This window comes from Falsiroseomonas oryzae, from assembly GCF_027856955.1.
Classification (GTDB): Bacteria; Pseudomonadota; Alphaproteobacteria; order Acetobacterales; family Acetobacteraceae; genus Falsiroseomonas; species Falsiroseomonas oryzae.
Window position 1 is genome coordinate 1 of sequence record NZ_JAPSMD010000151.1, and the last position, 11,848, is coordinate 11,848.

The window sequence follows — 11,848 nt, forward strand, 5'->3', positions numbered from 1 at the left end:
CGGCCCGGCCGGCTGGGCGGCCGCCGTCGCCGCCGCGCGGCGCGGCGCCCGCACCGTGCTGCTGGAGCGCCACAACCACCTGGGCGGCCTGTCCACCGGCGGCCTCGTCGTCTGGATCGACCGCATGACGGGCTGGGACGGCACGCTGCTGATCCGCGGCCTGGCGGAGGAGCTGCTGGACCGCCTGCCGAAGGAGGTCGTGGCCGGCCCGCCGCGCGAGGCCTGGGGCTCCCGCGAGGCCGCGACCGCCGCCTGGTGGGCGCTGCGCACCGCCGCCTTCCACGGCATCGTCACCCACTCCCCGACCGTCTGCCCCGAGCACCTGAAGGCGGCGAGCCTGGAGATGGCGAGCGAGGCCGGGGTGGACCTGGTCTTCCACGCCTGGGGCGCCGAGCCCGTGATCCGCGACGGTGCCGTGCAGGGCGCGATCTTCGAGAGCAAGCAGGGCCGCCGCGCCGTACTGGCCAAGGTGACGGTGGACGCCACCGGCGACGGCGACCTCTACGCCCGAGCCGGCGCCGCCTTCGCCGAGGACATCGACGCGCGCGACATCCACCACTGCATGAACACCAGCTGGGTGTTCGGCGGCGTGGACATGCCGCGCTACCTCGCCTGGCGCGCAGAGCAGCCCGAACAGTTCTCCGCCTTCATGCAGCGCGGGCGGGAAGCCGTGGGCTTCTTCGACAAGGCCTTCGCCAGCTGGCGCGACGACGTCGCGCTGTTCATGGGCCCTCGCCTCGCCGGCTATTCCGCGGTGATGGTGGACGACCTCAGCGAGGTGGAGACGATCTCCCACCGCCTGATGTTCCGCCACCTCGATCGCTACCGCGCCGAAGCCCCCGGCTTCGAGCGCGCCTTCCCGATGCTGTCGGCGCCGCAGCTCGGCGTGCGGCACGCGCGCCGGCTGGGCGGCGTCACGCCGGTGACGCGGGCCTGGTGGGACGGGCGGGTGGCGCCGGACGAGATCGGCGTCTCCCCAAGCCTCGCCCCGAAATTCCCGCCGGTGAGCGTGCCCTATGGCGCGATCGTGCCGGAGCGGCTGGACGGCCTGCTGGCGCCAGGCCGCCACCTGGCCTGCGACCCGACCAGCCATTCCTTCCTGCGCGAGATCCCCCAGTGCTGGCTGACCGGCCAGGCGGCGGGCGTGGCGGCGGCGATCGCGGCGGATCGCGGCGTGACGCCGCGCGCCGTACCGGTCAGGGAGATCCAGGCGGCGCTGCGGCAGCAGGGGGCGCTGGTGCGGCAGGCAGCGACGGTCGGCGCGACGGTCTAGCGCGCGATCGCCCTGAGTGTGCACACCGAAGGTGGGCACGGCGAAGGGCGTGAATCGCCGGGCCAGAGAAGCGAGACCGGCGTAGCCCTGAACACAGTCAGGGCTACGCCGGTCTAGCGCGCTGCGTCACCGGCCGAACTGGCCACCGACGCCAGCACCGTGTCCACCGTGTGCATCGCGATCCGTCGCAGCTGCGCCTCGTCCCCGAAGGCGCGTTCCAGCACGACAAGGCCGCGCGCAACGGCAACGATCTGCCAGGCGGCCATCGCCGTGTCGCCGGCGAACTCCCCTCTCGCGGCGCCGTCCCGCAGCGCGCCCTCGACCAGGGCAGTGAGGCGCGACAACAGGTCCGCGAAGGCGCGGCGCGCCTCCTCGTCCAGGCCTTCGCCCTCGACCGAGGCGACCTCCATCAGGCCGCGCGTCGTCGGGCATCCGCGGGGGGGCGAGCCGGCGCAGAAATTCCCGATCGCGAAGTCGAAGAAGGCCGCCAGCCGCTCGCGCAGTGTCCCGGCCGAGAGCGTCCGCTCGACCGAAGCGAGGTAGTCCTCCCGGTGCCGGCCGTAGGCGCTGAGGAACAACGCCTCCTTGCTGCCGAAGGCGTTGTAGAGGCTGCCGCGCTGCACGCCTGCCTCGCGCGCGATGTCGGTCAGCGAGGTGCCGCGCACGCCCTTGCGCCAGAATTGCCCGAAGGCGATGCGCAGGACGTCGTCATCCTTGAACTGCCGTGGCCGCATCCGGGTCTCCCGACGGTTCCGTTCCACCGGGCTCGCTCGGCGACCCGGCCGGAATATTCTTGACGTCATGTCCAGAATGAGGATCTTGTCACGACGTCAAGAACTGGCGCGGTGCTAGCCCACACGCCCGGGAAAGGGAACCGACCCTTGGGCCGGCCGCGGAAAGGCAGGCGGGAGGACACAGGGATGAAGCGGCTCGAGGGCCGGCGCGCCGTCGTCACGCAGGTCAGCGCCTTCATGGGCCGCGACGTGGCCGCCATGTTCCGCGAGGAGGGCGCCGAGGTCGTCGCGGACGACCGCGACCTGCGTGCCGCAGGCGCCGCCGAGGCCCTGATCGCGGAGGCCGGCCATGTCGACGTGCTGGTCGCCAACCTGGCCGCGGAGCAGCCGCGCACCTCGGTGCTCGACACCGACGACGCGACGTTCCGAGCGATGTACGAGGCCATGGTCTTCCCGCTGCACCGCCTGGTACGCGCGGTGCTGCCGCAGATGCTCGCGCGCCGCCGCGGCAAGATCGTCGTCATCGGCAGCGCCTCGGCGCTGCGCGGCGCACCGAACTATTCGGCCTATGGCTCGGCACGCGGTGCGCAGCTGGCCTATGTCCAGGACGTCGGCACGGAGGTCGCGCCGCACAACGTGCAGGTCAACGCGATCGCGCAGACCTTCGTGCAGAATCCGACCTACTTCCCGGAGAGCTACCAGAGAACGGACGAGTTCAAGGAGCGCATCAGGGGCGCCCCGATCGGCCGGCTGGCGCATGGCTGGGAATCGGCCGCTTTGGCGCTGTTCCTGGCCGGCGACGAGAGCGATTTCTTCGTCGGCCAGGTCTTCCCCTTCGCAGGCGGCTGGGTCACCCGGTGACGGCCGCCGCGGCCCGCTGGCGATGACCGCGGAAGGATAGCGACCGCATGCCCATCCAGGCGCAGCGCACGCCCGACGAACGCTTCCGGAACCTGCCCGGCTGGCCCTTCGCGCCGCGCTACGTCGAGGACCTGCCGGGCTTCGACGGCCTGCGGATGCACTACGTGGACGAAGGCCCGCGCGATGCCGCGGTCACCTTCCTCTGCATCCACGGCACGCCGTCCTGGGCCTATCTCTACCGCAAGATGATCCCGGTCTTCGCCGGCAGCGGCCACCGGGTCGTCGCCATGGACCTGTTCGGCTTCGGCCGCAGCGACAAGCCGGTGGACGACCAGGTCTACCGCTACCATTTCCACCGCTGCTCCATCCGCGCCTTCATCGAGCGCCTGGACCTGCGGAACATCTGCCTCGTCGGCCAGGACTGGGGCGGGATCCTCGGCCTGTCCCTGGTGATGGACATGACCGAGCGGTTCACGCGGCTCTTCCTCATGAACACGAGCCTGCCGCATGGCGAGGAGCCGACGCCCGGCTTCGCCCGGTGGCGCGCCGAGAACCGCAGCCGGCCGGACAACCCGGTCGGCAGCTGGATCCGGAGCCGCACCCCGGTGCTCAGCGACGCGGAGGAGGCCGCCTACGACGCGCCCTTTCCCGACATGTCCTACAAGGGCGGCGTCCGACGCTTTCCCGAACTGATCATGCGTCCGGAGAACGGCGTGCTGTCCGAGAGCGCGCGGGAAGGGCTCGAGACCAGCCTCGCCGCACGGCGTTTCCTCAGCGAGGACTGGCGCGGCGAGTCCTTCATGGCGATCGGCATGCAGGACGTGGTGATCACGCCGCAGCGCATGCAGGCGCTGCGGCAGGTGATCCGCGGCTGCGGCGAGGCCTGCGAGGTCCCGGATGCCGGGCACTACGTGCCGGAATGGGGCGAGCCGGTGGCCCGCGCCGGCCTCGCGACGTTTGGCCTGCTGGCGCCCCGCTGAACGGCGTGGCGACCCGCGCGGGCAGCCGCACGCCCCGGCACGCTGCGCGCTATTCGTCCGGCACCCGCCCGGCGATCGCCCGCGTCACCCGCTCCGCCGCCTCCCGGACCAGCGGGCCGACCCGCGCGATCGCCTCCGGCGTCATGCGCACGCTCGGCCCGGACACCGAAAGCCCGGCCACCGCCTCGCCCCATTCGTTGAACACCGCCGCGCCGACGCAGCGCATCCCCAGGTTCCGCTCCTCGTCGTCCAGCGCATAGCCGCGCGCGCGCACCTCCTTCAGGTCGGCCAGCAGCGCCGGCAGCGTGGTGCGCGTATGCTCCGTGAACCGGGGCAGTCCCGTCCGCTTCAGGCTTGCCGCCACCTGCTCCGGCGCGCGATGCGCCAGGATCGCCTTGCCGACGCCGGACGCATGGAACAGCGCGCGCGTCCCGGGCCGGAAGAAGGCGCGGATCGCCTCATGCGTCTCCACCTGGCTGATGAAGATCACGCCGTCCTCCTCGGCCACGGCCAGGTTCGCCGTCTCCCCGCAGGCCGTCACCAGCGCCTGCATCGGCTCCCGCGCGCGGTCCACCAGCTTGCGCCGGCGCAGGAAGGCGCTGCCGATGCGGAAGGTCTCGACGCCGACGAACCAGAGCTGCGCGCTCGGCTCGAACTCCGCCAGGTCGCGCCGCTGCAGCGTGAGCAGCATGCGGTACGCGGTCGAGACGGGCAGGCCGGCACGGCCCGCCAGTTCGGTCAGCGTCAGCCCGTCGCCTTCGGCCAGCTCCGCCAGCAACGCCATGGCACGGTCCAGCGACTGGACGGGCGCGTCCTCGGCCTCCGGCGCGTCCTGGCGCGGGCGTCCGCGGCGGCGCGGCGCGGTCTGCGACATGGCTCGTCCTCCCGCGGAATCTTTTTCCATTCCTGCCGACGCACGGCAACGGAAAAGCGGAATCGCAAGCCGTGCCAAGGGCTTGTCGTTTTTATGCCGCGACGCGGAAAAAGCTTTCGGAAAAATTGAAATAATCGGTCGCCTGTGGGCATCTCCCACCCGTCCAGGAACGGAGAGACAGGCGATGGCACGGATGCGGGCAGTGGATGCGGCGGTGCTGGTCCTGGCGCGGGAAGGCGTGAACTGCGCCTTCGGCGTCCCGGGCGCGGCGATCAACCCCTTCTATTCCGCGATGCGCGCCCATGGCGGCATCCGCCACATCCTGGCCCGCCACGTCGAGGGCGCGTCCCACATGGCGGACGGCTACACCCGTGCGAAGGCCGGCAACATCGGCGTCTGCATCGGCACCAGCGGCCCGGCCGGCACCGACATGATCACCGGCCTCTACACCGCCCAGGCCGACAGCCTGCCGATCCTGTGCATCACCGGCCAGGCCCCACGCGCGAAGCTCTACAAGGAGGATTTCCAGGCGGTGGACATCGAATCCATCGCCAAGCCGGTCACCAAGTGGGCGGTGACGGTGCGCGAGCCCGCCCTGGTGCCGCAGGTCTTCCAGCAGGCCTTCCACCTGATGCGCAGCGGTCGCCCCGGCCCGGTGCTGATCGACCTGCCGGTGGACGTGCAGGTGGCCGAGATCGAGTTCGACATCGACGCCTACGAGCCGCTGCCGGTCTACAAGCCCGCCGCGACCCGCAGGCAGATCGAGAAGGCGATCGCCATGCTGCAGGCCGCCGAGCGCCCCCTGATCGTCGCCGGCGGCGGCATCATCAACGCCGATGCCTGCGACGAGCTGGTGCGCTTCGCCGAGCTCACCGGCGTGCCCGTCATCCCCACCCTGATGGGCTGGGGCTGCATCCCCGACGACCACCCGCTGATGGCCGGCATGGTCGGGCTGCAGACCAGCCACCGCTACGGCAACGCCACCTTCCTGCAATCCGACTTCGTGCTCGGCATCGGCAACCGCTGGGCGAACCGCCACACCGGCAGCGTCGAGAAGTACACGGCCGGCCGCAAGTTCGTGCACATCGACATCGAGCCGACACAGATCGGCCGCGTCTTCGGCCCCGACCTCGGCATCGTCTCCGACGCCAAGGCCGCGCTGGAGCTGTTCGTGCAGGTCGCGGAGGAGATGAAGGCGGCCGGCACGCTGAAGGACCGCAGCACCTGGTCCGACCAGTGCCTGCACCGCAAGCGCACCATGCTGCGCAAGACCCATTTCGACGCGGTGCCCCTGAAGCCCCAGCGCGTCTTCGAGGAGATGCTGGCCCAGGCCGGGCGCGACACCTGCTACGTCACCACCATCGGCAACAGCCAGATCATGGGCGCGCAGCTGCTCAAGGTGTATGAGCCGCGCAACTGGATCAATTGCGGCCAGGCCGGCCCGCTCGGCTGGACGCTGCCCGCGGCGCTCGGCGTCCGCGCCGCCGACCCCGAGCGGAAGATCGTCGCGCTGTCCGGCGACTACGACTTCCAGTTCCTGATCGAGGAGCTGGCGGTCGGCGCGCAGCACAAGCTGCCCTACCTGCATGTGGTCGTGAACAACAGCTACCTCGGCCTGATCCGCCAGGCGCAGCGCGGCTTCCAGATGGATTTCGAGGTCAGCCTGGCCTTCGAGAACATCAACGCCTCGGACGATCCGGATGCGGTGCCCGGCTATGGCGTGGACCATGTGGCCGTGGCCGAGGGCCTGGGCTGCAAGGCGATCCGCGTGAAGTCGCCCAACGAGTTCCAGGACGCCTTCGCCCGCGCCGAGGCGATGATGCAGGAGCACCAGGTGCCCGTGGTGCTGGAATTCATCCTGGAGCGCCAGACCAACATCTCGATGGGCACCGAGATCGACGCGGTGAACGAGTTCGAGGAGGTGATCTGCCTCGACCCGTCCCTGACCAAGGAGAATGGCTGGACCCGCCCGCAGGAGGCGGTGCCGGCGAAGTAGCGGTCCGGACCGGTCAGCCCCGGTGCCGCACGGCACCGGGGTTCTTCGTTGCCGGGACGCTCCGCCGAGCGTCAGCCCGACGCCGCAACGTGCGTCGCCGATACATCAGTTGATACGCATCAATGTGCCGCCGGGGCCGCCGGCCATTCTTGCCGCATGCGATGCTTCAGGCCCCGCAGCCGGCCCGGCCGGTTCGCCTTCGCGCTCATCGCGCTTCTCGCCGGCTGTGCCACGGCGCTCCCGCCACCGACCGATTTCGATCTGGCGCGCGGCCAGGACAGCGTCGTGGTGGTGCGCATCGACAGCCCAGGGCCTGTGAACCAGGAGCCGATCGCCGAGGCGCGGTTCTGGAGCCTGGACGACCCGGCGTGGAGCGGCTTCGTGCAGCGCTGGGTCTTCAGCACGCGACCCAGCACGGGCCTGCTCGGCAACGAGGCCTGGATCAGCGCGCGGCTGCCTCCGGGGCGGCATCTGCTGGAACTGCGCGCCCTGCCTGGCGACGTGCCGAGCCTGCACGCCTTCACCCTGCCGCCCGGCCCGGCCAGCGTCTATCTCGGCACCTTCGCCCGGGCCTGCGACGCTGCCGGGAACGCCTGCCGGCTGCTGCCCGCGACCGGCGACGATGCCGCCGCGGCCGAGGCGGTGGTGCCGGAGGCGCAAGAGACGAGCTACACCGCCGGCGTGGCCCTTCACGGTGGCCCCGGCGGCGACATCATCCTCGGCCTCGTTGTCATGGTGGCGCTGTTGCCCATCGCGCTCGTCGCGGTCGCCGTCATGGCGGAGCGGGACCGGCAGGGGCGCCTTCGCGCCGAGGAGCGCGCGGCGCGACTGGAGGAACTCCGGGCCGCCTGGTCGCCCTGCGAGGCGACGATCGCCGCCGCGCTCACCCCGGAACGCGTGCAGGCCCATCTCGCGGCGGCCGCACCAGCGGAACTCGTGTCCCGCCCGGTGGCCGCGCCCCGGGACCAGCCCTGGCAGGCCACCGTCACCCGCGTCGTGCTGCGCCGCTGCGGCACGGACGCCTTCGGCGTCGAGGTCGCCACGCGCTGGACCGCGCGGCGCCCCGGTGCGGCCGAACCCGCCTTCGACGCACACTACAGCCGTTCGGTCGAGGGCGCGCAGCGGGACCGCGGCCTGCGCTTCTCCGACCGCCCGCCCTGGGAGGTTCCGGTCACGCCCGAAGCCGCCTGCCGTCCGCTCGCGGCGTGGTGCGCCGATGGTGGCGCCGCCCTGCTCGACCAGGTGCGGCAGGCCGTCGCCGGCGCGCGCGACGCGATCGCCGCAACACGCTGACGGCCTCGTGCCCGCGCTCCGGCCGGGAACCCTGCGACAGAAGCTGTTCGGCAACGGCTTGCGAAGGGTTCACCCGGGGGTCACGGCGGCGTGAGGCCCACTCGTCCAGATTGTATTCCGTCAAGGCGATGCCTCGACGTTTTCTCCCGGCGGTTCCGCACAGTCCGTGCGGACCAGACTTGGGGCCAGCGGTCCGCCGCTGGCCCCCTTTTTTTGTCCGGGGACGGCGCTACAAGCCCTTCCGCACCATGATCCAGGTCGCGGCAACCAGCGGCACCGTCGCAACCAGCCCCCAGACGATCCACTGCCGGCCGAGCCGGAAATAGGCTGGCGGGATCTCCCCACCGGCCGCGAAGCCGCGCGCCATGCGGGCCTGACGCACCTGGATGGGGACCAGCAGGAACAGCCAGATGACGCCGGCGACGACGAACAGCGCCTCCGACCAGACCAGCCAGTCGTCGCGCAGCGGGTCCATCCCGGCGACCCAGGCCGCCCCGTAGCCGCCGGCGATCAGCAGCACGATGCCCCAGAAGGTGAAGAACCAGTCGGTGATGGTCACCAGGCGCTGGGCGAAGGCGATGGTCCGCGGATCGCGCGTGCGGTCTGCGTAGAGCTTCCAGATCGAGGTGACGGTCACGTTGCCGATGAGCAGCACCACGCCAAGCAGGTGCAGCGTCTTCAGGACGTCATAGGCCATCGGCGCCGCCCCGGCCCGGGGCCGGGCACGCCGCCCGGCGCGCCCGCAACCCTCCGGTGGTCAGACGCGCCCCGCCGCCTTGTCGGCCTCGTAGCGCGCCTTGGTCTCGGCGTTCGCGGGATAGAGGCCGGGCAGGGCGAGTCCCTTGCCGACCTCCTGCATGATCCAGCCTTCCAGCCGCTCCTGCTCCACGGCCGCCTCGGTCACCGCCTCGACCATCGCCTGGGGGATCACCACCGCGCCGTCGCCGTCCGCCACCACGATGTCGCCTGGCACCACCGTCACGCCGCCGCAGCCGATCGTCTCCTGCCAGCCCACGAAGTTCAGCGCGGCGACGGAGGCCGGCGCCACATAGCCCTGGCAGAACACCGGCAGCCCCGTGCCGATCACGCCCTGGCCGTCGCGCACCATGCCGTCCGTCACCAGCCCCGCCACCCCCTTCACCTTCATCCGCGCGCAGAGGATGTCGCCGAAGATGCCGGCGGTCGTCAGGCCCATCGCATCGGCGATGGCGACGCAGCCTGCCGGCATGTCCTCGATGGCGGCACGGGTGGAACGGGGGGAGGACCAGCTGTCCACCGTCGCCAGGTCCTCCCGCGTCGGGGTGAAGCGCAGGGTGAAGGCCGGCCCGACGATGCGCGTGAAGTTGCCCGGAACGATGGGCCGCGCGCCGTTCACGTAGCAGAAGCGCACGCCCTTCTTCAGCAGCACCGTGGTCAGGGTCGCCGTGGTGACGCCCATCAGCGCGTCCTTGATGGCCGGGTTCATGCGTTCCGCTCCGCAGCAGGTGGTCCCGGCGCTTCAAGCCCCGCCCCCGCCCCCCGTCAACCCGCCGGGCCGCCGAACCCTGGCCGCCATGCGGCGTTGCGCCGGCTTCCAGGGAGAGCCCGGCCATGGACCACAAGGACCGCCGCGACGAGGCGCGCGGCGCCGAGGATGCCATCCGTCCCGCACGCCCCGGCGGCGAGCGGAAGCGCGAGGGCGAGACCGACCAGCGCCCCGATCCCGCGAACGCCGTGCCGCGCACCGCCAACCCCAGCCCTGCGGAGGATGCCCGCGCCGCCGGCACGATCGACGACCCGACCGCCGCCGGCGACGGCTCCGGCAGCAATGACGACCAGGCCGGCGATCGTGCGGAACTGGCGGCCCAGCGCGGCGGACAGGTCGATGTCTCGCGCGACCTCCCGAAACGACGCTGACCTCATCGCCTGCCGCACCGAACGCGGCCGCCCCTCGCCCGTTCTGGCCGGACATATGGGCCGGCCCGGCCCGCGCGGCGGTTTGCCGGGGCGGGCGGGCGCGGGACGCGGACGGTGTCGTGAGCAACCGGTGAGCACGCAAGGCGACGGGTCGGCAGGGGCCCGGGATCCCGAGGCGCAAGACCACACGCGCGACCCGGCCGGCGGGCCGTCGGCAAGCTTCACGCGCGCGCTGGAGGCGCGGCTGGCCGAGCGCGACACGGAGCTGGAGTGCCTGCGCTGGCGGCTACGCGACTGCGAGGAACGAATTCTCGTCGCGCAACGCTTCGCCGGCGCCGCCCTCTGGGCCTGGGACATCGCGCAGGACCGGCTTGACTGGTCGGACGCCTGCACCGCGCTGCACGGCCTGGACGTGCGGGAAGCCGCTTCCGGGCAGCGCGGCTGGCTCGACAGCGTCCACCCCGAGGACCGTCCCGGCACGCAGGCGGTATGGCAGGATTTCCTCCGGGACCGCGCGGTGGAATGCCATCTGGAGTTCCGCATCCTGCATCCCGAACGCGGCGAACGCTGGCTGGCCCGCCATGCGCGCCTCGCCTGCGACGATGCGGGGATGCCGACGCGGATGACCGGCATCGACATCGACATCACGGACCGCAAGCGCGCCGAAGCGGCCCTGGCCGCGAGCGAGGACATCCGCCGCGAGCTGGAGCAGGAGACCCGGATGCGCGAGCAGGCCCAGGCGCGCGAGTTCCAGACCCTGAAGCTGGAGGCGCTGGGGCAGCTCACCGGCGGCGTCGCGCACGACTTCAACAACCTGCTCTCCGTCGTCATGAGCGGCGCCGCGCTGCTTCGGAAGGACCAGGACGCGATACGCCGCGGGCGGCTGATGGACGCGATCGAGCAGGCGGCGCGGCGCGGCGCCGATCTCACGCGCCGGCTGCTGACCTTCGCCCGCCGCCAGGCGCTGCACCCCGCGCCGCTCGACCTGCGGGCCTGGCTGGCGGAGATGCACGCGCTGCTGGCGGGCTCGCTGCCCGGCGGCATCGCCATTGCGATCGAGGCGCATGACGACCTGTGGCCGGTCCTGGTGGATGCCGGCGAGCTCGAGCTCGCACTGCTGAACCTGGCGGCCAACGCGCGCGACGCCATGCCCGATGGCGGCATGCTGCGGCTGGCGGCCGCGAATGCCGCGCTGGATCCGCTGGCCGATCCGGATGGCCTGGGCGGCGACTTCGTGCGCCTGACCCTGGCGGACAGCGGCAAAGGCATGCCGGCGGAGGTGCTCGCGCATGCCTTCGAGCCGTTTTTCTCGACCAAGGCGGTCGGACGCGGCAGCGGGCTGGGCCTGGCGCAGGTGTATGGCTTCGCCCGACAGAGCGGCGGCGCGGCGCGCATCGCCAGCATCCCGGGCCACGGCACCGCGGTGACCCTGCTGCTGCCGCGCGCGACGCGCGGCGGCGCCGCCACCCTGCCGGCCGGGAACCCGGTCCCGGATGGCCAGCCCGGGTCGGACGGCGCGGCGCTGCACATCCTCCTCGTCGAGGACGATGACGACGTGGCGGCGCTGACGATGGAGATGCTGCGCCACCTCGGTCACATCGTCGCCCGCGTCGCGACGGGCCCGGCGGCGCTGGCCGCGCTGGCGGACGGCACGCCGGCCGACCTCGTTCTCACCGACGTGCTGATGCCGGGCGGGCAGGACGGCTTCGACCTCGCCAGGTGCCTCGCCGCGGAGCGTCCCTCGCTGCCCGTCCTGTTGTGCAGCGGCTATGGCGGTGCGCCACCCCGCGTGGCGGCGGCAAGGCTGCCGCTGTTGCGCAAGCCCTTCACGCTCGGCGATCTGCGCCGGGCGCTGCTGCAGGCGCAGGCTGCCCGTGGCGCCGGGCAAGCGCGCGCCGCGCAGCGGGACGCCCCGCCGCCGGCGCGCTGAGCAGGGCCGAC

Annotated in this window: 11 protein-coding genes; 7 read left to right on the top strand and 4 right to left on the bottom strand. The window is 72.2% G+C overall.

What is annotated here, in order from left to right:
* Window positions 1-1,273: FAD-dependent oxidoreductase (locus OZN99_RS15535; RefSeq protein ID WP_270936163.1), on the top strand; the 1,273-nt coding region annotated here is incomplete at its 5' end.
* A gap of 113 nt (window positions 1,274-1,386) precedes the next feature.
* On the opposite strand, the gene OZN99_RS15540 is transcribed toward OZN99_RS15535, so the two are convergent.
* Window positions 1,387-2,007 carry a TetR/AcrR family transcriptional regulator gene (locus tag OZN99_RS15540; RefSeq protein WP_270936164.1) on the bottom strand — a complete coding sequence of 207 codons (621 nt, stop codon included), beginning with the start codon at window positions 2,005-2,007 and terminating at the stop codon, window positions 1,387-1,389.
* A gap of 186 nt (window positions 2,008-2,193) precedes the next feature.
* On the opposite strand from OZN99_RS15540, the gene OZN99_RS15545 reads away from it, so the two are divergent.
* Both OZN99_RS15545 and OZN99_RS15550 read left to right on the top strand, forming a co-directional pair.
* A complete protein-coding gene (locus OZN99_RS15545) occupies window positions 2,194-2,868 on the top strand; it encodes an SDR family oxidoreductase (RefSeq protein ID WP_270936166.1) in 675 nt (224 codons plus the stop codon).
* Window positions 2,869-2,915: 47 nt separating this feature from the next.
* Window positions 2,916-3,848 carry a haloalkane dehalogenase gene (locus OZN99_RS15550; RefSeq protein WP_270936167.1) on the top strand — a complete coding sequence of 311 codons (933 nt, stop codon included), beginning with the start codon at window positions 2,916-2,918 and terminating at the stop codon, window positions 3,846-3,848.
* 49 nt (window positions 3,849-3,897) lie between these two features.
* On the opposite strand, the gene bhcR is transcribed toward OZN99_RS15550, so the two are convergent.
* Complete coding sequence (bhcR, locus tag OZN99_RS15555; protein ID WP_270936168.1) at window positions 3,898-4,722, bottom strand: HTH-type transcriptional regulator BhcR; 825 nt, start codon at window positions 4,720-4,722, stop codon at window positions 3,898-3,900.
* 184 nt (window positions 4,723-4,906) lie between these two features.
* On the opposite strand from bhcR, the gene gcl reads away from it, so the two are divergent.
* On the top strand, window positions 4,907-6,718 hold the full coding sequence (gene gcl, locus OZN99_RS15560) for a glyoxylate carboligase (RefSeq protein WP_270936169.1): 1,812 nt from the start codon (window positions 4,907-4,909) through the stop codon (window positions 6,716-6,718).
* 156 nt (window positions 6,719-6,874) lie between these two features.
* The gene (locus tag OZN99_RS15565) at window positions 6,875-8,011 is read left to right on the top strand and encodes a hypothetical protein (protein ID WP_270936170.1); all 1,137 of its coding nucleotides are present in this window, start codon (window positions 6,875-6,877) and stop codon (window positions 8,009-8,011) included.
* A 229-nt stretch (window positions 8,012-8,240) separates the two neighbouring features.
* On the opposite strand, the gene OZN99_RS15570 is transcribed toward OZN99_RS15565, so the two are convergent.
* Window positions 8,241-8,708: a DUF2269 family protein gene (locus tag OZN99_RS15570; protein WP_270936171.1), complete on the bottom strand. Its 468-nt coding sequence runs from the start codon at window positions 8,706-8,708 to the stop codon at window positions 8,241-8,243.
* A 60-nt stretch (window positions 8,709-8,768) separates the two neighbouring features.
* The gene (locus OZN99_RS15575) at window positions 8,769-9,476 is read right to left on the bottom strand and encodes a ribonuclease activity regulator RraA (protein ID WP_270936172.1); all 708 of its coding nucleotides are present in this window, start codon (window positions 9,474-9,476) and stop codon (window positions 8,769-8,771) included.
* A gap of 125 nt (window positions 9,477-9,601) precedes the next feature.
* On the opposite strand from OZN99_RS15575, the gene OZN99_RS15580 reads away from it, so the two are divergent.
* Both OZN99_RS15580 and OZN99_RS15585 read left to right on the top strand, forming a co-directional pair.
* Window positions 9,602-9,907: a hypothetical protein gene (locus OZN99_RS15580; protein ID WP_270936173.1), complete on the top strand. Its 306-nt coding sequence runs from the start codon at window positions 9,602-9,604 to the stop codon at window positions 9,905-9,907.
* A 130-nt stretch (window positions 9,908-10,037) separates the two neighbouring features.
* On the top strand, window positions 10,038-11,837 hold the full coding sequence (locus OZN99_RS15585; RefSeq protein WP_270936174.1) for a PAS domain-containing hybrid sensor histidine kinase/response regulator: 1,800 nt from the start codon (window positions 10,038-10,040) through the stop codon (window positions 11,835-11,837).
* Window positions 11,838-11,848 lie beyond the last annotated feature (11 nt).